The following is a 22,439-nucleotide window of genomic DNA, read 5'->3' on the forward strand; positions in this document are numbered from 1 at the left end:
TAGATGATCTGGCAAGGAGGCCTTCTGTGCCGCACTGGCTGCAACTGATGCTGGACTCCTTGCCGACGCTGTTGTGGGCGGCGCTGATCTTTACCGTGCCGCTGACGCTGCTGTCGTTTGCCTTCGGCCTCGCCGCCGGACTGGTCACGGCGCTGATCAGGCTGTTTGGCCCGAAGCCGTTGGTTGCCGTGGCCCGTTTCTATGTCTGGATTTTTCGCGGGACGCCGCTTCTGGTGCAGTTGTTCCTGATCTTCTACGGCCTGCCGTCGGTCGGCATATTGCTCGACGCCTTTCCTGCCGCGTTGATCGGCTTCACGCTCAACATCGGCGCCTACACGTCGGAGATCATCCGCGCCGCCATCGGCTCGGTGCCGAAGGGGCAGTGGGAGGCGGCCTATTCGATCGGTATGAGCTGGAGCCAGGCGATGCGGCGCACGATCCTTCCGCAAGCCGGACGCGTCGCCGTGCCGCCGCTGTCCAACACCTTCATCTCGCTGGTCAAGGATACGTCGCTGGCCGCCGCCATCACGGTGCCGGAAATGTTCCAGGCGGCGCAGCGCATTGTTGCCACCACGTATGAGCCGCTGATCCTCTATGTCCAGGCTGCGGCGCTCTATCTGGCGCTGAGTTCGGTGCTGTCGGCGCTGCAGACGCGGCTGGAGGTACGACTCAACCGCTATGGCGGCTTCCTGGAGGCGCGCTCATGATCGGCCTCACCAATATCGAGAAGCGCTTCGGCGACAATCTTGTGCTGAAGGGCGTCACCGTCGCCATCGAGGAGGGCGGCGTCACCGCCCTTGTCGGCCCCTCCGGCGGCGGCAAGAGCACGCTTCTGCGCTGCATCAACCTGCTGGAGATCCCGACCTCCGGCACGGTGCGCATCGGCGATGAGACGCTGGAATTCCGCCCGGGCACCAAGGTCGCCACCAGGGACATCCGGCGCCTGCGGCTGCAGACCGGCATGGTGTTCCAGAACTTCCAGCTGTTCCCGCACCGCACCGTGATCGAGAACGTCATGGAAGGGCTGGTGACGGTGCTGAAATGGCCGGTTGAGAGGGCGCGCGAACGGGCGATGGCCCTGCTCGAGAAGGTCGGCATGGTGCACAAGGCCGATGCCTGGCCGGCGACGCTGTCGGGTGGCCAGCAGCAGCGGGTGGCCATCGCCCGGGCGCTGGCGCCGTCGCCGAAGGTGCTGCTCTGCGACGAGCCGACCTCGGCGCTTGACCCGGAACTGGCGCAGGAAGTGGTCGACGTGCTTGGTCAGCTCGCCAGCGAAGGCACGACCATGGTGATGGCGACGCATGATCTCAGGCTCGCTTCCAAGATCGCGCAGGAAGTGGTCTTTCTCGACGCCGGTGTCGTCGTCGAGAAGGGCCCGGCTTCCGTGGTGTTTTCTACCCCGGAGCATCAGCGCACCAAGCGGTTCATCGCCACGTTGAAGCAAGAAGCGGGCGGGTCCCAATAAAAAACCCGGCGCGAGGCCGGGTTTTCTGAATTTCGCGTACGAAAAGCTCAGGCAGCTTCTTCCTGCTCGGCTTCCTCGTTGTCGGCCTTGGCGCCGCGCTTCGGACCCTTGTTGAGGTTCACCTCGATGAGGCGCACCGCTTCGGTCTCCGACATGCGGTTGACGGCCGCGATCTCGCGCGCCATGCGGTCGAGTGCCGCCTCGTAAAGCTGGCGCTCGGAATAGGACTGCTCCGGCTGGTTGTCGGCGCGGTAGAGGTCGCGCACCACTTCCGAGATGGAGATCAGGTCGCCCGAGTTGATCTTCGCGTCATATTCCTGGGCGCGGCGCGACCACATGGTACGCTTGATGCGGGCACGGCCCTGCACCACCTTCAGCGCGCGGTCGACATAGTCCTCTTCCGAAAGTTTGCGCATACCGATGGAGGTCGCCTTGGCGACCGGCACCTTCAGGCGCATCTTGTCCTTCTGGAAGTCGATGACGAAGAGTTCCAGCTTGTGGCCTGCCACTTCTTGCTCGTCGATCGACACGATCTGGCCGACGCCATGCGCCGGATAGACAATGAACTCGCCGGTCTTGAAACCGTGACGCGCCGCGGTGGACTTCTTCTGCGGGGTGATCGTTGCCATACGCCCTGAACTCCTTGTTGTAGCGCCGGCGTGGCGGCGCCGGCTGAAACTTCGCGCGATCGGGGTGGCCGACCGTTAGCCGCACAACAGACGAACCCATCCGGAAAAGCGACCGGCAAACCGCAATATCGCGACCGCCTGCCCCAGATCGCTCTGGTCCGGATTGAGAAGTTCACCTTTCAGTGATTTGGGGCGTTTGCGCCATAAATCGATGTTGTGTCACCGGCATGTTTGGCTGATGTAGCACAAAAAGTCGGAAGAATCAAGGTTTTGCTGCATTAGCGAAGGCAACGGGCCATCACCGCCTGTCAAGACAGTTCATGTCTCATGCCCGTTACGCAGCGTCACGCCGGCCGAACCGGCGCGACCGTCAGTCGCCTTCGCCGGGCTCGGCGGAGAAATATTTCTCGAACTTGCCGGCCTCGCCATCGAAGGTCTTGGCGTCTGCCGGCGGCTCTTTCTTGGCGGTAATGTTGGGCCATTTCTCGGCGTATTCGGTGTTGACCTGCAGCCATTTTTCAAGGCCCGGTTCCGTATCGGGCTTGATCGCGTCGGCCGGGCACTCCGGTTCGCAGACGCCGCAGTCGATGCACTCGTCGGGGTGGATGACGAGCATGTTCTCGCCTTCGTAGAAACAGTCGACCGGACAGACCTCGATACAGTCCATGTATTTGCATTTTATGCAATTGTCGGTCACGACATAGGTCATCGGTCGGCTCCGGGACGTCCCATTTTGTTGGGCTTTTTTGGTGAGGTAACGCCTTTGCCTGCCGCTGGCAAGGGCGGCCATTCTCACCGGTGTCGGCGCTTCCGGAATGGATTTCCAGGGCGAGACGTTGGTGAAAGTCGCGCGTGCCTTCAATCGTCGCCGATGAGCCGCTCGGTTTGGCGGCGTTCCTTCTTGGTCGGCCGGCCGCTGCCGGCGTCGCGCAGTGCCGGAATCGCATCTGGAACGGCCTCGCCCTTCGGCGCCGGCGGTGGCGACATGTCCTCGTAAAGCAGGCGCGCTTCTTCAGCCGGGCCGCGCCGGACACCCGCACCGAGCACCTTCCAGACGAAGATGCGCCGCTCCAACGTGATGGTCAGGACATCGCCAGGCTTGACCAGATCCGAGGCCTGCGCTGCTTTGTCGCGATTGATGCGCACGCGTCCGGCGACCACCAGCTTCGCCGCCAGCGAGCGCGATTTCACCGCGCGGGAAAAGAACAGCCATTTGTCTATTCTCTGGCGGCCTTCGGCAACCATCGGACCTTTGACTTACTTCTTCAACTGGTCGCGCAAAGCGGCGAGCTTGGCGAAGGGCGAGTCCGGATCGAAACGCACCGGACGCTCCTCGCGCGGCTTTGCCTGGAATGCAGGCTTGCCACTCTGTGCGCCGCCCTTGCCGTCCTGCCGGCCGCCTTTCCAGTCGGGCCGGCTCTCGCGGCGATCGGGACGCTCACCCTGCGGCTTGCCCTCGCGCCGTTCTCCGGCCTCGCCTTGAGGCTGCGGCCTCGGCTTGAACTTGCTGCGATCGAAGCGCGGCTTGCCGGCACCGTCGCGCTGTTCGCGGCGACCCTCCTGAGGCGGCCGGCTGCCGGGGGCGGCTTCAGTGCCTGCCGGCGCATCGCTGCGGCTCTGCGCAGCCTGCCCGTTGCGCGGACGATTGTCCCGGCGGTTGTCGTGATGGCGGTGACGTGGGCGCTGCTCGAAACGACCCTGCCGCCACAAAAGGATGGGTTTTGGTTCTTCAGCCTCTGGAGCGGGCTCGCCGGTGGCGGTTTCCGCGGCCGTTGCGTCTTCGCTTGCAGATGAAGTCTCGGCGACCGGTTCTGCCGATGCGGCATCGACTTCGACAGCTTCGGATTCCGCCGCCGACTCTGCCGGTGCGGCCTCAACCTCGGCAGCTTCGGGCTTTGCCTCTGGCTCAGCCTCTGTTTCGGCGGGCCCTTCTGCAGCAACGGCTTCGGCTACTGGCGGCGCGTCGTCCGTGGCCTCTGCGGGCGTCTCCGGCTGCGCGTCGGTAACAGCCTCCGCGGCTGCGTCAGCGACGGGCTCCGCAGGAATTTCAGCCTCTACAGTGGCAGCCGCATCAGGCTCCGAACCTTCGGCCGTGGTCTGAGCGACAGTGTCGGCAACGGCTTCCGCCGCCACAGCCTGCTCGGCCTTTGCCGCCTCTTCCGCTGCCAGTTTGGCTGCGCGCGCGGCATTGTCCTGCGCTTCGAGCCGCGCCTTGACTTCGGTGGCAGGCTTCGGTTCGGCGCGGTAGCCGAGACCCTTCAGGATCTCTTCCATGTCGTCGGCGGTGGCGCCAAGGATCGACATCATCGGCGGCGTCACCATGAAGGCGTTGCCGTCATAGGCGCCGTCGGGGCGCTGTCCGAGGCCCGGCTTCCAGTTGGTCGCCGGACGGATCAAGTCGGCCAGCCGCTCGAGGATGTCGACGCGGACCGCGCGGCGGCCGAGATTGCGGTAGCCGGCGAGTTTGTAAAAGGATTTGTCGAAGGTCGGATCGATGACCACCGAGGTGCGGCCCGACGCCAGGGCGTGAACCACGTCGCCAAAACCCGGCTTCTCCTTGCCGTCATTCTTCAATGCCCAAAGCAATGTCACCAGTCCGGCAGGCGCCGGCTTGACCAGCGCCGGCACGAAGACATGGTAGGCGCCGAAGCGCACGCCCAGCCGGCGCAATGCGGCGCGACCTTCCTGATCGAGCGACTTCATCTCTTCGGCAATGTCGCGGCGGTTGATGAGGCCGAAATTCTCGACCAGCTGGAAGGCGATGCCGCGGCCGATGCCGGTGATCTGGTCGGCGTTCTTCAAGTCGACCAGCGGCTTCAGCAGGGATTCGACCTGGAAGTTGACGAAGCGCTCGGCGCGCGCCGCGACCTTGTCGCGGGCGGGACCGGTAAGCTGCTCGTCGGCCAACAGGACAAGGCGCGGCTTCAGCGGCTCGTCGCCGGCGACCAGCGTGCCGACCGGCGCGCCGATCCAGCGCAGCGTGCCGTCGGAGCCGAGCGCGATGTCGCCATTGGCGCAGGCGCCGAAGCGTTCGGCGCGCGCCTCGAATTCGGTGGCCAAAGCCTTTTGTGCCGCCGTGCGTACGGCCTTGGCATCCTCGCCGCCGGCGCTCTGGTCGGCGGTGAAGCGGAACCCTTGCAACTCGCCGACATGATGGCCTTCGACAAGGACGGTTCCGGTAGGGCTAATTTCGGCTTCAGGCATGGTATTTTCTCTAAGGCGCCGCATGAGGACGGAAGTCCTGCGGTCTACGAAGCGTTTCGTCAACCGCTCATGCAGCGCATCCGACAATCTGTCTTCGATTTCGCGCGTCTTTTCCTGCCAGTGTGCCTGATCGGCCAGCCAGCCGGGCCGGTTGGAAACGAAAGTCCAGGTGCGGATCTGGGCGATCCGGTGCGACAGCGTGTCGATGTCGCCGTCTGTCGTGTCGGCACGCCGCACCTGCTCGGCCATGTAGTTCTCGTCGACATGGCCATGCCGGGCGAGGTCCATATAGATCGAGGCGATGAGGTCGGAATGCTGGGCCGGCGCGATCTTCCTGTAGTCGGGGAGCGCGCAGGCTTCCCACAGCAGCGCCACTCGCTTGGCGTCGGTGGCCAGAGCGCGGATGTCCGCGTCGCGCGACAGGTGCTCGAGCGCTTGAGCATCGACCGCCGGCAGCGCCCGCGTCAGGCCCTCAACCGGCGCGTTGGTCTCGATCGAGCGCTTCAGCGCATCGAGGCTGGCGAAATCGAAATCGGCGGTGCGCCATTGCAGCACCTTCACCGGATCGAAATCGTGCCCCTCGATCTTCTTGACCAGTTCTTCGTCGAGCGGATCGACCTGGCCGGTGACGCCGAAAGTGCCGTCGCGCAGATGTCGGCCGGCGCGGCCGGCGATCTGGCCGAGTTCGGCGGATGTGAGGTCGCGAAACTGGTAGCCGTCGAACTTGCGGTTCTGGGCGAAGGCGACATGGTCGAGGTCGAGGTTGAGGCCCATGCCGATGGCGTCGGTGGCGACGAGGTAATCGACATCGCCGGACTGGAACAGCGCCACCTGGGCGTTGCGGGTACGCGGCGAGAGCGCGCCGAGCACGACGGCGGCACCGCCCTGCTGGCGACGGATCAATTCGGCGATGGCATAGACCTCGTCCGCCGAGAATGCGACGATCGCCGTGCGCCGGGGCAGACGGGTCAGCTTCTTCGAGCCGGCATAGGCGAGGTGCGACAGCCGCGGCCGCGTCACCACCGAGACGCCCTTCAGCAGGCGCTGCAGGATGCCGTGCATGGTGGCCGCGCCCAAGAGTAGCGTTTCCTGGCGGCCGCGCAGATGCAGGATGCGATCGGTGAAGATGTGGCCGCGCTCGAGATCGCCGGCGAGCTGGACCTCGTCGATGGCGACGAAGGCGGCGTCGGTCTCGCGCGGCATGGCTTCGACGGTGCAGACCGAATATTTGGCGCCCACCGGCTGGATCTTCTCCTCGCCGGTGATGAGCGCCACCTTATGAGCGCCGACCTTTTCGCAGACGCGCGTGTAGACTTCGCGCGCCAGCAGCCTGAGCGGCAGGCCGATGACTCCGCTTTCATGCGCCACCATGCGTTCGATGGCGAGATGGGTCTTGCCGGTGTTGGTCGGGCCGAGCACGGCCGTCACGTCGCGGCCCGAAAGGATCAGCGGCTGGGAGTGTTTCGGCTGGATGTTCATCGGCTCGGAAATAACGCTTCTGCCGCTCGTTGCCGGGGAGCACGCCAGTGGTGGCGCGTGTGACAGCCGACACATAAGGATTTCAGGCGCGAAGCGAAAGCGGAATGTTCCGCAGATGGGGCGAAGAGCCGTCCGGCTCGCGCGAAATCCGGTCCCGATTAAGAGTTGGAACGAGTCTGGAACGAATCGGCGACGAATCACCGACTCTCGCTGATTCAGGTTTTGTTCACGGCTACATGTGGATTTTTGGGTGGCGAGTCTCACCACATGCTGAATCGCTAAACTGGCCCGATTTATGCAGAGAGAACAACGCTGTTAACTTTTGCCGGGGAACGATCGCCGCACCCAGCTCGACCTCGGCCAACATTATGAAATCGTTGACTTTTCCTAACGGACCTTAACCATTTGGCCGAGATTTTCGGGCCTCGCCGTTAACGTTTCGGCCAAAGCCGGAACGAATCGGCGACGAATCAGCGATGTCAGTATGTTCCCGGTTTGTTCACCCCAACAGGTTGTGCTTAAAACAGGTTTTCCACCGAGGAGTCACAGCTTGTGACGTCGGTTTTGCACAGCCTTGGCAGCTGCCGTTAACCTTTGCGTGCCACTCCGGCACAGATCGGTGTTGGGCGCACCGGTCGGCCCGATCATAGCACCACGACCAGGCTCGGCCAGCAATGCCAAAACGGCTGCTTCAGGACAGATCCTCTTCCGTCACATAGCGCTGCAAGGCAGAGCCGACATTCCGGATTATCTCGTCGTGGGAGAGGGCGACGACCTGAGGAAGCCGCAGCAGGTATCGGCACATCGCCAAACCCAGCAACTGGCTTGAGACGAGACCGGCTCGTCGACCCGCATCGGCGGGGTCGCCGACCGCCGCAACCACTGGCCTCACCTGGCTGGCAAACACCTCGCGCAGCTTTTCGGCAGCAAAGTCGTTGGACATCGCCGAACGCAGCAGAATTGTCATGCCAGGACCGCTGGCCGGACCTTCCCAGATTTCGAGAAAGCGCCTGATCAGTGTTTCGCCGATGGCGGCTCGGTCAATCATCCGCAGCTCCGGCAGATGCAGGTCGACAACCGCCGCCCTGGCGAACAGTTCGTCCTTGCTGCGGAAATAGCGGATCACCATGGCCGGATCGATCGAGGCATGCGCCGCGACATCGCGGATGGAGGCGCCGTCATAGCCGCGCTCGGCGAACAATAGCCGTGCGGCCTCGAGGATATGGGCCCGCGTGCGGTCCGACTTGCTGATTTTCTTCGCCTGATTCTGAGCCATGAAAATTCATATGCCAACGACTGTTGACAAATGCAATGGCGTCGATTAGAAAGTCAACACTTGTTGATAAACGGAGAGAGAAAATGTTGCCCGATACAACGGAAGTCCTGATCATTGGCGCCGGCCCGACCGGCATGGCGCTGTCCATCATGCTGCACCAGGCCGGTGTCGATCACGTGCTGATCGACAAGCTGGCGCAGGGCCTTCAGACTTCGCGCGCCGGCGTCATCCATGCGCAGACGCTGGAAGCGCTGCAGCCTCTCGGTGTCACCGAGCGGCTGGACGAACTTGCCCTGAAGCTGCAAAATTTCGCCATCCGCGACCGCAACCGGGCGCTGCTCAATCTTGATTTCGGCAAGCTTCCATCAAGGCATCCCTATCTGTTGATGCTGCCTCAGAACCTGACCGAGCTGGTGTTCGCCGAGCGGATCGCTGCCCTGGGCGGCGTCATTCATCGCGAAGTCGAGGCCAGGGCGGTTGTTCACGATGCTGACGGCGCCCGCGTGACGGTGGTCGAGAACGGTCGCGAGAAGCTGATATCGGCGCGCTACGTCGTCGGTGGTGACGGCATGAACAGCCTGGTGCGTAGCGCGACCGGCATCGAGTTCGACGGCGCTGCCTATGACGGGTCGTTCGTGCTTGCCGACGTCCGCCTCGACTGGCCGATCGGGCCGAAGGAAGTGTCGCTGTTCTTTGCGCCGGCCGGGCTGGTGGTGGTGGCGCCGCTTCCGGACGGGTCATACCGTATCGTTGCAACAATGGATGACGCGCCGGAAAAGCCAGGGATTGCCGACATCCAGGCGCTGCTCGACAGCCGTGGGCCGACCAGACAGCGCGCCCGGGTGCTCGACCTGGCGTGGAGTTCGCGTTTTCGCGTGCATCACCGCCTGGTCCGGTCGTATCGCAAGGACCGGTTGTTCCTCATGGGCGATGCCGCGCACGTGCACAGCCCGGCAGGGGGACAGGGCATGAACACCGGCATTATCGACGCGGTCATGCTTGGCGAATTGCTCGGCGATGTGGTGAACGGCGTGCGCACGGAAGCCGAGCTCGACCTCTACGAAAAGCTGCGGCGACCGGCGGCCCAGGAGGTGCTTGAGCTGGCGGGCAGGATGACCGAGATGGCACTTACCCGTAATCCGGTGAAGCGGTTCGTCCGCAATCTGCTGCTCTCGCTGATGAACCTCAATCCATTGCTCAAGCGTCGCATGGCCTTGAAACTGTCGGGCCTCAGCCGCGCGCCGCTGGCCCGGTTGCCGGCACCTTCGCGTGTGCCGGGTTCAATTGCTCCCGGCAAGCCCGTAGCCAAACCAGCGCTGAAGCTTGCCGCCTGACAACTGCGATTGTCACGGCAACGAGCCTCGATCGTGGGCGCGTAGATCTGTACCGGCCGTTAGGCCGGTACGTCAGTTGTCGCGGAACGGACTCGAAACCTCAGGCGAAATACTGTCCGCCATTGGCGGAGATGGTCGAGCCGGTGATGAAGCCGGCTTCATCGGAAGCCAGGAAGACGACGCAGCGCGCGATCTCTTCCGGCTCGCCGAGGCGACCGACCGGGATCTGCGGGATGATGCGTTCGTTGAGCACCTTCTCGTCGATCGCCTTGACCATCTCGGTGGCGATGTAGCCCGGGCAGATGATGTTGACGGTGATGCCGGCGCGGGCGCCTTCCTGGGCGAGCGCCTTCGAGAAGCCGATGTCGCCGGCCTTGGCGGCGGAATAGTTGACCTGGCCGGCCTGTCCCTTCTGGCCGTTGATCGAGGAAATGGTGATGACGCGGCCGAACTTGCGGTCGCGCATGCCGCCCCACAAAGGATGCGTCATGTTGAAGACACCGGAAAGGTTGGTGTCGATGACTTCCTTCCACTGCTCGCGCGTCATCTTGTGGAACATGCCGTCGCGGGTGATGCCGGCATTGTTGACGAGCACGGAAACCGGGCCGAGATCGGCCTCGACCTGCCTGATGCCGGCGGCGCAGGCGTCATAGTCGGCGACCGACCATTTGTAGGTCTTGATGCCGGTTTCGGCAGTGAACTTCGTCGCCGCCTCGTCATTGCCGGCGTAGTTCGCGGCAACCGAATAGCCGGCGTTCTTCAGCGCGACCGATACCGCGGCGCCGATGCCGCGCGACCCGCCCGTGACGATTGCTACCTTGCTCATGCGTTTCCCCTTTCGGTACCGCCCTGTTTTCGGGCGTTTCATGCAGAATGGAACGGGCGGCTCGCGCCGCCCGGATAGTCTGTCACTACAGCGCTTCGATGCACATGGCGACGCCCATGCCGCCGCCGATGCAGAGCGTGGCGAGGCCTTTCTTCGCACCGCGGCGGCGCATCTCGAAGACCAGCGTGTTGAAGATGCGGGCACCGGAAGCGCCGATCGGATGGCCGATGGCGATGGCGCCGCCATTGACGTTGACGATCGAGGGATCCCAGCCCATGTCCTTGTTGACGGCGCAGGCCTGGGCGGCGAAGGCCTCATTGGCCTCGACCAGGTCGAGGTCGCCGACCGACCAGTCGGCCTTTTCCAACGCCTTGCGCGAGGCGGGAATGGGTCCGGTGCCCATGATCTGCGGATCGACGCCGGCGGTGGCCCAGGACACGATGCGCGCCAACGGCGTGATACCGCGCCTGATGGCTTCGGCCTCACTCATCAGCAGGGCACCGGCGGCGCCGTCATTGATGCCGGAGGCGTTGGCGGCGGTCACGGTGCCGTCCTTGTCGAATGCCGGCTTCAGCTTGGTCATGGCGTCGATGGTGGCGCCGTGGCGGATGTACTCGTCCTGGTCGACGATGGTGTCGCCCTTCTTGCCCTTGATGGTGAAGGCGACGATCTCGTCCTTGAACTTGCCGGCCTTCTGCGCGGCCTCGGCCTTGTTCTGCGAGGCCAGCGCGAACTGGTCCTGGTCGTCGCGGGTGATCTGGAATTGGCGCGCGACGTTCTCGGCAGTGTTGCCCATGTGATAGCCGTTGAAGGCGTCCCACAGCCCGTCCTTGATCATGGTGTCGATCATCTTGTAGTCGCCCATCTTGACGCCGGCGCGCAGATGTTGGGCATGCGCCGAGAGCGACATCGATTCCTGTCCGCCGGCGACGATCACCTTGGCATCGCCCGAGGCGATCTGCTGCATGCCGAGCGCAATGGCGCGCAGGCCCGAACCGCAAACCTGGTTGAGGCCCCAGGCGGTGGTCTCCTTGGGCAGGCCGGCGTTGATCGAGGCCTGACGGGCGGGGTTCTGGCCTTGGGCGGCGGTCAGCACCTGACCTAGTATGACCTCGTCGACCTCGCCCGGCTCGACTCCGGTACGCGACAGGAGTTCCCGGATGACGACGGCGCCGAGCTCGTGCGCCGGAGTGGCGGCGAAGGCGCCATTGAAGGAGCCAACAGACGTGCGTGCCGCGCCGGCGACAACGATGGCATTGGACATTTTCTTCTCCAGACTTCGAGTTGACGTGTTTTTGGGTATCGTTAGGGACTTTTCTTGCCCGTTCCATGACCCAAGTCAAACCGGAAATAGGCATGCCAGCCATGCGCGGCAAGCAGGCTGCCGGCGGTCAGCGCAATCGCCACGGCTTTCGCTGCGCAGCATATTTTGCCCGCCATGCAGCATAAAATGATGCCGCACTGCACAAACCACTTGGAATTGTGACGCTTTTGCGCATATCCTCGCAAGGGCGCAATCGTTACCGGCTGCTTACTCACATGCGCCGGTGTCCGGGGAGGATACTGATGGCCGCGAAAGACGATCCGATCATCATCAAGAAATATGCCAATCGCCGGCTCTACAACACCGGCACCAGCACCTATGTGACTCTCGAGGACTTGGCCGACATGGTCAAGAAGGGCGAGGAGTTCACCGTCCAGGACGCCAAGACCGGTGACGACATCACGCACCCGGTGCTGACACAGATCATCTTCGAACTGGAGAACAAGGATGGGCAGAACATGCTGCCGATCCCGTTCCTGCGCCAGTTGATCGCCTTTTATGGCGACCAGATGCAGATGATCGTGCCGAGTTTCCTCGAACAATCGATGATCGCCTTCTCCAAGGAACAGGAGCGATTCCGCGAGCAGATGAAGGGCGCCTTCGGCAAGTCTCCGATCGACGTGATGAAGATAGCCACGCCGATCAAGGCGCTGGAGGAACAGACGCGCCGCAACATGGAGATGTTCCAGAACGCGATGCGCCTGTTCACGCCGTTCCCATCGGCCGGATCGAACGGGCCTGCTCCTGCCCCGGCTGAGCCGGCCAAGAAGGAAGCGCCGGAGAAACCGGACGACCTTCAGGAACTGAAGGAACAGATCGCCGCCATGCAGCGCAAGCTCGACACCATGTCGTGAGCGCCAGACGGCGCCGGCTCGGCCGGTGCCGCAAACTCAGCTGCGACGGCAGCCGTCGTCATTCGTCGGGTCGATCTAAGGTTCCTTCACGGGCCCGTTGTAGCGGGCGCGGGGCCTGATCAATCCGTTGCTGGTCACCTGTTCGACGGCATGCGCGGCCCAGCCGATGCTGCGGCCAAGCGCGAACAGGCGAAACGGCGCTTCTGACGGCAGGCGCAAATTTCGGGTCAGCGCGGCCAGAGCGAAATCGATGTTCGGGCGGGTGCCTGTCGCGGCGAAGACAGCATCGCGCAGGTTTGAAAGTGCGCCGTCGACCTCGATATCGGTCAGCAGGGCGTCTGCCCTGGGATCGCCCTCGGGGTAAAGCTGATGACCGAACCCTGGCAGTGGCCTGTCATGGCCAAGCCAGCGCCCGACCGCGATATCGGCTCCCAGCCGCTCCGCATCTTCTACCAGATTGAGGGCCGCCTCGCCGGCGCCGCCATGCCGGGGCCCGGAAAGGGTGACGAGGCCGGCAAGCAGGCAGGCAGCAACCGGCGCGCCGGTGGAGGCGGCGACGCGCGCCGCAAAGGTCGATGCATTCAACTCATGATCGGCCAACAGCACCAGCGCCCTGCGGATCAAACCCGCGCCGGCGCCGCCGACGGACCAGCCACGCGCCAGCCTTTCGTGCACGGCGCGGCGTCCGGCAACCGCGCCAAGTGCCGCCGCCAGAGCGCCGATGGCGCCGGCCGCATCCTGATACAGCATGGTCGGCAAGCGTCCGAGGGAAGGCCGGCCTTCCGCCGCCAGCCGGGCAAGGCTGGTGAAGGCCGCCGCGCGGCTGCTTTGACCGCCGGGAGAGCCCTGCGCCGCAAATGACACGCCGGCATTCGTCGCCCAAAGCAGGCTCGCCGTCTCTTCCAGCGTGGCCGTGGCAGAGAGTGTCGCGGCGTCCTCGCCACGATAGACGAGGCGGCCGTGGACGATGGTCGAGATCGAGGTGGCAATGGCCGGCTCGCCCCAGGCGATGGCGCTTTCGGCGATCGCCTGCGGGCTTCGTCCACGCGCCCGGCGGGTCGCCAACGCCGCGATATCGTCAGCGCGATACTGGCTGCGGCGCGGATCGGCCTGATCCGGCCGCATGCCGATGCGGCCGCGGCTGACATAGGCATAGAGGGTCTGTGGCCGCACCCTGAGCCGCCCCAGAGCTTCCTCACGTGTCAGCCACTCGGACATGTTGCTCCAAGCCTATATTGATTATCTTGATCAAGATTGATGCATTGATCATGCACCATTAGTTGCTGTCGGTAAACCTCTCAAGGAGACAGATATGGCAAACGGGCTCGATGACGTGGTAGCGGCGGAAACCGTGCTTTCCGATGTCGACGGCCTTGGCGGCCGCCTCACCATAAGAGGCCATTCGCTGCCGGAGCTGGCTGGTCGCTGGCGTTATCCGCAAGTGGTTCGCCTGCTGCTGGACGGCTTCTTCGACGATCTTCCCGATAATGCCGAGCTTGCGCAGGCCATCGGCCGATCGCGCGTCGAAGTGTTCGAGCGGTTGCGGCCGATGCTCCCGGCCCAGGTGCCGCTCGATGTCTACAGCGGCATGCGCGCCGGCATCGCCTTGCTGCCGGACGGCGATACGTTGACGGACGCCTTGCTGTTGATCGCGGCGCCGGCGGTGCTGACGCCGGCTTTGCTGCGCGGCAAGCGCGGACATCCGGCGATCGCGCCGAACCCGCAGGCAGACCATGCCGCCGACATGTTGCGGATGCTGAGCAGCACCGATGCATCGCCTGCCTTGGCCACGGCCCTCGACACCTATCTAGTCACCGTCTGCGACCACGGCCTCAACGCATCGACGTTCGCGACGCGTGTGGTCGCCTCGACGCAGGCCGGCTTGACCTCGGCCATCCTGGCCGGCCTCGGTGCGCTCAAAGGGCCGCTGCATGGCGGCGCGCCCGGTCCGGTGATCGAGATGCTCGACGCGATCGAGGCAGGCGGCAATGCTGCCGGCTGGCTGCGGGCGGAGATCGCGCGCGGCGAACGCATCATGGGCTTCGGCCATCGCATCTACCGGGTGCGCGACCCACGCGCCGACGTGCTGAAGGCGGTGGTGCGGCAACTCGGTGGTGCCGGCGCAACCGGCCACCGGCTGGCCTTTGCCGAGACGGTGGAGCAGACCGCACTCGAGGTGCTGCGGCAGGCCAAGCCGTCGGCGTCGTCCAAGGTCAATGCCGAATGGGCATTCCTCGCCTATCTGCGCGATCTCGGCCGCACCGCGGCCAGCGACTGGCTGGAGGAGAATTACGACGCCGTCGGCAAGCGGCCGACGCTCGATCTCTCCGGCGAGCTCGACGACGGTTTCAAGCCGGTGCGCGGGCCGGCGCCCGGCCGGCGAGTCAAGGAGTTTTTGGCGGCGCGCAAGAAGCCCGAGCAGGCACGCCGTCAGGCCTGAGCAGCGGTCTTCAATTCATCTGCTGCCAAGTGCTTGCCTCGCGGCGAGAACAACGAGATGTCTGCCGGCGCGGTTCTTCCCCAACGGAACCAGGGAAGTGCTGGATTCGACCCCAGGTGCGATGTAACTTACCTAGACGTAAACGGGAGGTTGCGATGTTGCAGACCAGACAGGATGCCCTTGGCGCACGGTTCGAGTCGCAGCGCCGGGCATTCGAGAAAGAGCCTTTCCCAAGCCTTGATGTCCGCAAGGATCGTCTCAAGCGTCTGCTGGCGCTCACGGAGCAGCATGAGGCCGAGATCTGCTCCGCCATCGACTCCGATTTCAGCAGCCGTTCGGCCCACGAGACGCGCCTTGCGGAGCTGTTCGTCGTTGGCGCGGGGATAAAGCATGCGCTTGCGCATCTGCGCGGATGGATGCGGGAGCGCCGCGTCGCCACCAGCCTGCCGTTCCTGCCGGGGCGCAATCGGCTTCTGCCCCAGCCGGTCGGTGTGGTCGGCATCGTGTCGCCCTGGAACTATCCGTTCCAGCTTGCCATCGCGCCGGCCACGGCCGCGCTGGCAGCCGGCAACCGCGTTCTGATCAAGCCCTCCGAACTGACGCCGAAATTTTCCGCCTTGCTCGAACGTCTGGTCGGCGAGCATTTTGCCCCTGACGAGATGAGTGTCGTTGTCGGCGACGCCGAGGTCGGAAAAGCCTTCGTGTCGGTGCCCTTCGATCATTTGCTGTTCACCGGTTCGACGGCGGTCGGCCGCCAGGTCGCGATCGCCGCGGCAGCGAACCTTACGCCAGTGACGCTCGAACTTGGTGGCAAGTCGCCAGCTATCTTCGATGGGTCATGCGACCTCGACGCAGCCGTGTCCAGCGTCGCCTACAGCAAGCTTTTGAATGCAGGCCAGACCTGCATCGCTCCGGACTATCTGCTGGTTCCGCAAGGGCAGTCGGAGATGATTGCCACGAAGTTTGCGGCCGCGATGGCGCGGCTCTATCCGAGCCTGCGCAACAATCCCGACTATACGGCCATCGTCAGCGAGCGGCACCATCGGCGGCTCAGCGACATGGTCGCCGAAGCTCGTGAGAGTGGTGCCGATGTCATCGAGATCAATCCGGCAGGCGAAAAACTCGGCGACACGGATCGCAAGATGCTGCCTACGCTGATCAGGAACGCGGGCGAGGATCTGCGGCTTATGCGCGAAGAGATTTTCGGGCCGGTGCTGCCGATCATCGAATACGCCAACGTCGATGACGCCATCGAGCATGTGAACCGGGCGGAACGTCCACTTGCGCTCTACTGGTTCGGCCGCGACAGCGGCAATCGCCAACGGGTGATGCAGGAAACGATTGCCGGCGGTGTGACGGTCAATGACTGCATGCTGCATCTGGTGCAGGAACGCCAGCCATTCGGTGGCGTCGGCGCCAGCGGCATGGGTGCCTATCACGGCGAATGGGGTTTTCGGACCTTCAGCAAGGAAAAGCCGATTTTCCTTCAGTCCAAATTGAGCGCGGGCGCCCTTTTGCGCCCACCTTACGGCAAAACATTCGAGCGGCTTTTCCGCCTGTTGAAGCTCATCACCTGATAGATTTGCCCTCGGTTTCCTCGAATGCTTGAGAGGTTCCGCATCATCCTGACACCTGCTGCCAATGACCGTCCCGAACCAGTAAAGGCGAGCGGCCAGGCGGCCAAGAGCTGGAGAATGGCGGGCATACTCTGTCCGGTGGCGCAATGATCCATCAAACTTTCTGACTGTTTTGCAATGCAACTTTGAGGTAGAAGCGCGCTTCGCCGTTCACGGCAAATTGAACATGGCCCTGCGCGCACCCATATCGGCGACGCGCCCGCGTTTCGAAGACGTGACCTGGCCCGACCCGCAGTGGAAAAAAACGACATGCCGAAAATCAGGTTTCACAAGCTTGCAGCAATTGTCGTGCTTATCGGATTCGCAGCCTGGATGGGGACCGGCGCGTTCTCATCCGTCGGCAGCGCTGCCCCTGACAACAAGCCCAAGGCCGGCGAAGCCGATCAGCCCAAGGCGGCGGGCACCGACAAGCCGAAGGCCGCCGAGGCCGAGCAGCCCAAGGCCGCGCCGCGCACCGTCGCGGTGGTGACGCCGCCGCGCAAGACCTATGCGCGCGCTATCCGCATTTCCGGATTGACCGAGGCCGACAAGCGCGCGGTGCTGGCGACGCGGGTGGCCGGCATCATCGACAAGCTGCCGGTCAAGCAGGGACAGCACGTCAAGACCGGCGACCTCGTGCTGATGCTTGCCACCGAGGAAAAACTTTCGGCGGTCAGCAATGCCAGGCAGCTTCTTGCCCAACGCCAGGCGGAGCTTGCTGCTGCCGAGCGATTGGCCAAGACCGGAAATCTGCCCAAGCTGCAGCTCGATAACGCCCGCTCCAGCCTGACGTTGGCACAATCGGTGCTGGAAGCCATGCAAGCCGAGCTTGGTCGCAATGAGGTGAAGGCGCCTTTCGATGGCATCATCGACCGGGTGCCGGTGGAAGTTGGCAGTTCTGTGATGGCGGGCGGCGAGGTGGCGACCATTCTCAAGCTCGATCCGGTCATCGCCCGTGGCGAAGTCAGCGAGCGCGACCTGCGCTACATCAAGATCGGCGACGAGGCCAATGTGCGCCTGGTCAATGACCAGAAGGTCACCGGCACCGTGCGCTACATCAGCCGCGATGCCTCGTCGCAGACCCGGACCTTCCGCGTCGAGGTGGCGATCCCCAATGCGGACGGCAGCATCCCGGCCGGCATGACGGCGGAAATCGCGCTCAGCGCGCAGCCGACCGACGCGGTCATGCTGCCACGTTCGGTGGTGACGCTGGGCGACAAGGGCGATCTCGGCATCCGCACCGTTGGCAAGGACAACAAGGTCGCGTTCTTCCCGATCGATCTCGTCGACGACACGCCGAATGGCCTCGTGCTGGGCGGCATTCCCGATGATGCGCGCATCATCGTCGCCGGCCAGGAGCTGGTGAAGGAAGGCGATTTGGTCAAACCGGTCGAGGCCGACCAGGCGACAATCAACAAGCTGATCGGCGAGGCGACAGCCGGCACACAATAGCATGATCTGCCGGGGTTCCACCCTGGTGACGACACGCTGCCGCTCAGATCCCGAAAGCAACAGCAGGCCTAAGTCATGGATATCGTAAGACTCGCAATCCACAACGCCCGGCTGACCATTTCGGTCCTGGTCTTCCTCCTGCTCGCCGGCTGGGTCGCCTATCAGTCGACGCCGAAGGAAGCGGAGCCCGACGTTCCGATCCCGATGATGTATGTCAGCCTGATCTATCAAGGCATCTCGCCGGAGGATTCGGAGCGCCTGCTGCTGCGGCCCATGGAAAGCAAGCTGAAGAGCCTGAAGGGGCTCAAGGAGATGCGCTCGGCCGCCTTCCAGGGCGGCGGTTATGTGCTGGTCGAGTTCCAGCCGCAGACGAACCTGGCGACGGCGCTGCAGGATACGCGCAGCAAGGTGCAGGACGGCAAGGCCGACCTGCCGCAAGCGGCCGAGGAGCCGACGGTCACCGAGGTCAACGTTTCCGAATTCCCGGTGCTGGTGGTGACGCTGTCTGGCGAAGTGCCGGAGCGGGTGCTGACGGCGGCGGCGCGTGAATTGCGCGACCGCATCGAGGAAGTGCCCGGCGTGCTCGAAGGCTCGCTGCAGGGCGCGCGCGACGATCTCGTCGAAGTCGTCGTCGATCCGATGAAATTGTCATCCTATGGGCTGCAGCTCGACCAGGTCGTGCAAGGCGTCGCTGCCTCCAACAGCCTGGTTGCGGCTGGCAACATCGAAGGCTCGGAAGGCAAATACGCCGTCAAGGTGCCGTCGCTGATCGAAAAGCCGGAAGACGTCGCCAATCTGCCGGTGGTCGCCACGCCTGACGCGGTCGTCCGGGCCAGGGATATCGCCACCATCCGCTCCACCTTCAAGGATGCCGAGACGGTGACCCGGCTCGACGGCAAGCCGGCGATCGCCATCGAGGTGAAGAAGCGCATCGGCGCCAACCTCATCGATACGCTGACCAATGTCCGGGCGGTGTCGGATAGTTTCATCAAGTCGATGCCGGAAGGCATGCACGTCACCTACACGCAGGACAAGTCGGTCTTCGTCAATCAACTGCTCGGCGATTTGCAGAACCATGTCATGATCGCCGTCATCCTGGTGTTCATCGTCATTCTCTATGCGCTGTCCGGCCGCGCATCGCTGCTGATCGGCTTGGCCATTCCATCGTCCTTCCTGATCGGCATCCTGCTGCTCGCCATGATGGGCTACACGATCAACATGATCGTGCTGTTCAGCCTCATCCTGGCGGTCGGCATGCTGGTCGACGACGCCATCATCGTCACCGAATTCGCGGAACGGCGGATGAGCGAAGGCATGCCGAAGGAAGAGGCGTTCGCGCTTGCCGCAAGGCGCATGGCCGGGCCGGTGATCGCGGCGACGATGACGCGCATCGCCGCCTTCTCGCCGCTGCTGTTCTGGCCGGGCATCATCGGCGATTTCATGAAATACATGCCGATCACGCTGATCGTCACGCTGTCGGCCTCGATGCTCTATGCGCTGGTCTTCGCGCCGACATTGGGCGCCATCTTCGCCAAGGCGCCGAAGCATCACGAGGACGACAACCGCGATGGCTGGTACATGGCCGTGGTGAAGCAGGCGGTGCGCTTTCCCATCACCGTGCTCGTGCTCACGGTCGCTTTGCTGTTCGGTGTCGGCTTCGCCTATTCGAAATTCGGCGCCGGCGTCGAGTTCTTCCCCAATGTCGAGCCCGACTACGGCCTGCTCTACGTGCATGCCCGCGGCAATCTTTCGCTTGCCGAAATGGACGCCGCGACCAAGGAGGCGGAGAACCGGCTGCTCGGCTGGCCGGGCGTGAAATCGGTCTATACCCGCGTCGGCAAGACGCAAGGCGGTGGCCAGGACGTTCCCGAGGACGTGGTCGGCGTGATCCAGTACGAATTCGTGGACTGGCGCGAGCGCAAATCCGCGAATGACATACTGAACGATCTGCGCGGCGTCATGGCCGGTATTCCCGGCGTCGATGTCGAGGTGCGCGTGCCCGAGGCCGGCCCGCCGACAGGCAAGCCGATCCAGATCAGGCTTTCGGCCGCCGATCCTAAGGGGCTCGACGACAAGGCGCGGGCCGTCGCCGCACGGATCGCCAAGGTGCCCGGCGTCATCGACATTTCCGACGGCCTGCCGCCGCCCGGCGTCGACTGGGCGATCGACGTCGACCGCGCAAAAGCGGCGCAGTACGGCATCAGCCCGACCTCGGTCGGCACCGTGGTGCAGCTGGTGACCAACGGGCTGAAGCTTTCGGAATACCGGCCCGCGGGCGCCGATGACGCCGTCGACATTAGGCTGCGCCTGCCCGAGGACCGGCGCACGCTGTCGACACTCGACGAACTCAGGGTGCAGACCTCGCAAGGGGCGGTGCCGATCTCGAACTTCGTCATCCGCAAGCCAGAACCGACAGTTGGTGTGCTCAACCGCATCGATGGCGCGCGCACGGTGGTCGTCCAGGCCAACGTCGCCGCCGGCACCCAGGTCGCAGCCGTCCAGCAGGAGGTCACCAAGGCCGTCTCCGACATGAACCTCGGCAGCGGCATACGCTGGAAGCTTGCCGGCTCGAACGAGGACAGCGCGGAAGCCAGCGCCTTCCTCAGCAAGGCCTTTGGTGCGGCGATCTTCCTGATCTTCCTCGTGCTTCTCGCGCAGTTCAACAAGTTCACCAGCGTCTGGCTGGTGCTGTCCTGCGTGGTCATGGCGACGATCGGCGTGTTCCTCGGACTGCTGCTGACGGGAGAAGCCTTCGGCATCGTCATGTCGGGCATTGGCGTCATTGCGCTTGCCGGTGTGGTGGTGAACAACAACATCGTGCTGATCGACACCTACGACCGGTTGCGCGAAGAGGGCTGGGACAAAGTCGAGGCGGTGCTGCAGACCTGCCGCGAACGCGCCCGGCCGGTGGTGCTCACGGCGGTGTCGGCGATCCTCGGCGTGCTGCCGATCGCCTTTGGCCTCGGCCTCGAAATCTTCCATCACGAGACGACGATCAACGCGCCGTCGACGCAATGGTGGATTTCGCTGTCGTCGGCGATCGTCTTCGGCCTGTCCTTCGCCACCATCCTGACACTGGTGGTGACGCCGTCGATGCTGATGGTGTTCACTCGCGCCAAGGTCAAGCCCGGCGCCCGGCGCGGATGGTTCAGCCGTCTGTTCCGGCGCGGCAAGGGTGAGATTTCTTCGGATGCGCCGGCGCCGGATCTCGGTGCGGAGCCCGCAATCGCCTTCCCGAAGGCCGCCGAATAGCCTTGTTTTGGTTAGCCGAGCAAAAGGCCGTCCGGGAACCTCGGGCGGCCTTTTGCATTGTCCCTTCGAATTCAATTTTAAGGCGAGGGATTTCTCATGACAATCAGCACGCTTCTCATCATCATTCTGATCCTCATCCTGATCGGCGCGGTGCCGGCATGGCCGCATTCGCGCGCCTGGGGCTATGGCCCGTCGGGCATCGTCGGCGTCCTTCTGGTGGTGCTGCTGATCCTGCTCTTGATGGGCAGGATCTAAGCCGAGACTCCGGCAGAGCAAGCAGCGGAGGCCCATCTGGCGCCCGCTGCGTTGTCCGAACTGTAGATCAGGCAGCCTTCTGGCTGTCCACTGCTGCAATTGTGGCAATGCCAATGTCGTTCAAGGCATCTGCAACGGCCGTCTCCAGCGGCGTATGCGGGATCGGCCCAATGATGCCTTCCAGCCTTGGCGAGGCCAGCCTGTGCGGTTCGAAGCGCAGGTAGGACATCGAGACGATCTCGCGCCACATCGCTACGAATGGGCTGCCGGCGCGCAGCACCCACCAGGGCATCGACGTCAGTTTGAGCGTACGCCCGAGTGCTTTCTCGGCCGCCGCCTTGATCTCCAGATCGGTGACGGCATGTCCCGGAAAGTTCAGTGCCTCGTAAGAGCCGAGCTTGTCGAGGTTCCGCGCCAGGCCGACGAAGGCCTTGGCCATATCCGGCAAATAGGCCCATTCATGCACGAGATCGACCGGCCCAGGTGCCGTATAGATGCCCCTGTTCATCTTGGCGGCGACGATCAGGTCGAACCAGGAGCCGCTGCCGGTGCCGCCGAAGAAATCGCCGCTCCTGAGCAGGATGGTGCGGACACGTCCGGCGTCCGCCTCACGGCGAAAAAGTTCCTCCATGGCGATGCGGATGCGGCCCTTTTCGGTCGTCGGGTGGAACGGTGTGTCTTCCCAGATCACCGCCGGGATGGGCGAGCCGAAATTGTAGACATTGCCCGGAGTAAGGTGCAGGGCGCCGTTCGCCCAGCAGGCGGCCATGACGTTTTCGGCCATTGGCAGGCACTTGCCCCAGTCGGTGTAGATCGGGTTGAGGCCATTGAAGATGATGTCGACGCCTTGCGTGGCGCGTATCAGCGCGTCACGGTCGAGGGCATCGCCGGCGACAGCCGTGGCGCCCTTGAGTTCCGTCGGCACCTTGCCGCTACGGGTGACGGTCCGGACGTCGTAGCCGGCGTCGATGAAGGCCCTGGCGACCACGCGGCCGAGCCGGCCATTGGCGCCGAGGATTGCGATCTTGGTCAT

Annotated in this window: 19 protein-coding genes; 9 read left to right on the forward strand and 10 right to left on the reverse strand. The window is 63.9% G+C overall.

The features are described 5' to 3' along the window. Positions 1-26: 26 nt before the first annotated feature. Both AC04SI_RS06870 and AC04SI_RS06875 read left to right on the forward strand, forming a co-directional pair. Positions 27-707: an ABC transporter permease subunit gene (locus tag AC04SI_RS06870; RefSeq protein WP_404283007.1), complete on the forward strand. Its 681-nt coding sequence runs from the start codon at positions 27-29 to the stop codon at positions 705-707. Continuing rightward, entirely contained in the window at positions 704-1,465 is a 762-nt protein-coding gene (locus AC04SI_RS06875; RefSeq protein ID WP_404283008.1) for an amino acid ABC transporter ATP-binding protein, read from the forward strand. Before AC04SI_RS06870 ends, AC04SI_RS06875 begins: the two co-directional genes overlap by 4 nt. A 47-nt stretch (positions 1,466-1,512) precedes the next feature. Here the strand turns inward: AC04SI_RS06875 and AC04SI_RS06880 are convergent, their stop codons facing one another. From AC04SI_RS06880 to AC04SI_RS06900, 5 genes are all read right to left on the reverse strand, one after another. Then, positions 1,513-2,094 carry a CarD family transcriptional regulator gene (locus AC04SI_RS06880; protein ID WP_296745540.1) on the reverse strand — a complete coding sequence of 194 codons (582 nt, stop codon included), beginning with the start codon at positions 2,092-2,094 and terminating at the stop codon, positions 1,513-1,515. A 370-nt stretch (positions 2,095-2,464) separates the two neighbouring features. Continuing rightward, complete coding sequence (gene fdxA, locus AC04SI_RS06885; protein WP_006202440.1) at positions 2,465-2,803, reverse strand: ferredoxin FdxA; 339 nt, start codon at positions 2,801-2,803, stop codon at positions 2,465-2,467. A 149-nt stretch (positions 2,804-2,952) separates the two neighbouring features. Further along, positions 2,953-3,339, reverse strand: a complete 387-nt coding sequence (locus tag AC04SI_RS06890) for an RNA-binding S4 domain-containing protein (protein ID WP_404283010.1) — start codon at positions 3,337-3,339, stop codon at positions 2,953-2,955. Between the two features lie 12 nt (positions 3,340-3,351). Further along, complete coding sequence (locus tag AC04SI_RS06895) at positions 3,352-6,777, reverse strand: helicase-related protein (protein WP_404283012.1); 3,426 nt, start codon at positions 6,775-6,777, stop codon at positions 3,352-3,354. Positions 6,778-7,468: 691 nt separating this feature from the next. Beyond that, positions 7,469-8,053, reverse strand: a complete 585-nt coding sequence (locus AC04SI_RS06900; RefSeq protein WP_404283013.1) for a TetR/AcrR family transcriptional regulator — start codon at positions 8,051-8,053, stop codon at positions 7,469-7,471. An 83-nt stretch (positions 8,054-8,136) separates the two neighbouring features. On the opposite strand from AC04SI_RS06900, the gene AC04SI_RS06905 reads away from it, so the two are divergent. Then, positions 8,137-9,387 carry an FAD-dependent oxidoreductase gene (locus AC04SI_RS06905; RefSeq protein ID WP_404283015.1) on the forward strand — a complete coding sequence of 417 codons (1,251 nt, stop codon included), beginning with the start codon at positions 8,137-8,139 and terminating at the stop codon, positions 9,385-9,387. Between the two features lie 100 nt (positions 9,388-9,487). Here the strand turns inward: AC04SI_RS06905 and phbB are convergent, their stop codons facing one another. The 3 genes from phbB to AC04SI_RS06920 all read right to left on the reverse strand — a co-directional run bounded on the left by phbB (position 9,488) and on the right by AC04SI_RS06920 (position 11,752). Continuing rightward, positions 9,488-10,213 carry an acetoacetyl-CoA reductase gene (gene phbB, locus AC04SI_RS06910; RefSeq protein ID WP_404283016.1) on the reverse strand — a complete coding sequence of 242 codons (726 nt, stop codon included), beginning with the start codon at positions 10,211-10,213 and terminating at the stop codon, positions 9,488-9,490. Positions 10,214-10,298: 85 nt separating this feature from the next. Further along, positions 10,299-11,477, reverse strand: a complete 1,179-nt coding sequence (locus tag AC04SI_RS06915; protein ID WP_404283018.1) for an acetyl-CoA C-acetyltransferase — start codon at positions 11,475-11,477, stop codon at positions 10,299-10,301. A 41-nt stretch (positions 11,478-11,518) separates the two neighbouring features. Beyond that, positions 11,519-11,752 (reverse strand): hypothetical protein, encoded by a 234-nt coding sequence (locus AC04SI_RS06920; RefSeq protein WP_404283020.1) that lies wholly within the window; start codon positions 11,750-11,752, stop codon positions 11,519-11,521. A gap of 27 nt (positions 11,753-11,779) precedes the next feature. On the opposite strand from AC04SI_RS06920, the gene phaR reads away from it, so the two are divergent. Next, a complete protein-coding gene (gene phaR / locus AC04SI_RS06925) occupies positions 11,780-12,391 on the forward strand; it encodes a polyhydroxyalkanoate synthesis repressor PhaR (protein WP_404283022.1) in 612 nt (203 codons plus the stop codon). A gap of 75 nt (positions 12,392-12,466) precedes the next feature. Here phaR and AC04SI_RS06930 read toward each other — a convergent pair whose 3' ends face one another. After that, a complete protein-coding gene (locus AC04SI_RS06930; RefSeq protein WP_488474028.1) occupies positions 12,467-13,609 on the reverse strand; it encodes a citrate synthase in 1,143 nt (380 codons plus the stop codon). A gap of 94 nt (positions 13,610-13,703) precedes the next feature. Between AC04SI_RS06930 and AC04SI_RS06935 the strand changes: the two genes are divergently transcribed. From AC04SI_RS06935 to AC04SI_RS06955, 5 genes are all read left to right on the forward strand, one after another. Beyond that, positions 13,704-14,831: a citrate/2-methylcitrate synthase gene (locus AC04SI_RS06935; protein ID WP_488474029.1), complete on the forward strand. Its 1,128-nt coding sequence runs from the start codon at positions 13,704-13,706 to the stop codon at positions 14,829-14,831. Between the two features lie 155 nt (positions 14,832-14,986). Continuing rightward, on the forward strand, positions 14,987-16,408 hold the full coding sequence (locus AC04SI_RS06940; protein WP_404283118.1) for a coniferyl aldehyde dehydrogenase: 1,422 nt from the start codon (positions 14,987-14,989) through the stop codon (positions 16,406-16,408). Between the two features lie 309 nt (positions 16,409-16,717). Next, positions 16,718-17,899, forward strand: coding sequence for an efflux RND transporter periplasmic adaptor subunit (locus AC04SI_RS06945; RefSeq protein WP_404283026.1), 1,182 nt, complete (start codon positions 16,718-16,720; stop codon positions 17,897-17,899). 75 nt (positions 17,900-17,974) lie between these two features. After that, positions 17,975-21,151 carry an efflux RND transporter permease subunit gene (locus tag AC04SI_RS06950; RefSeq protein ID WP_404283028.1) on the forward strand — a complete coding sequence of 1,059 codons (3,177 nt, stop codon included), beginning with the start codon at positions 17,975-17,977 and terminating at the stop codon, positions 21,149-21,151. Between the two features lie 96 nt (positions 21,152-21,247). After that, a complete protein-coding gene (locus AC04SI_RS06955; RefSeq protein ID WP_006203743.1) occupies positions 21,248-21,406 on the forward strand; it encodes a DUF3309 family protein in 159 nt (52 codons plus the stop codon). Positions 21,407-21,473: 67 nt separating this feature from the next. On the opposite strand, the gene AC04SI_RS06960 is transcribed toward AC04SI_RS06955, so the two are convergent. Then, a complete protein-coding gene (locus AC04SI_RS06960) occupies positions 21,474-22,439 on the reverse strand; it encodes an SDR family oxidoreductase (RefSeq protein WP_404283029.1) in 966 nt (321 codons plus the stop codon).

The organism is Mesorhizobium sp. CNPSo 4689 (assembly GCF_057784325.1).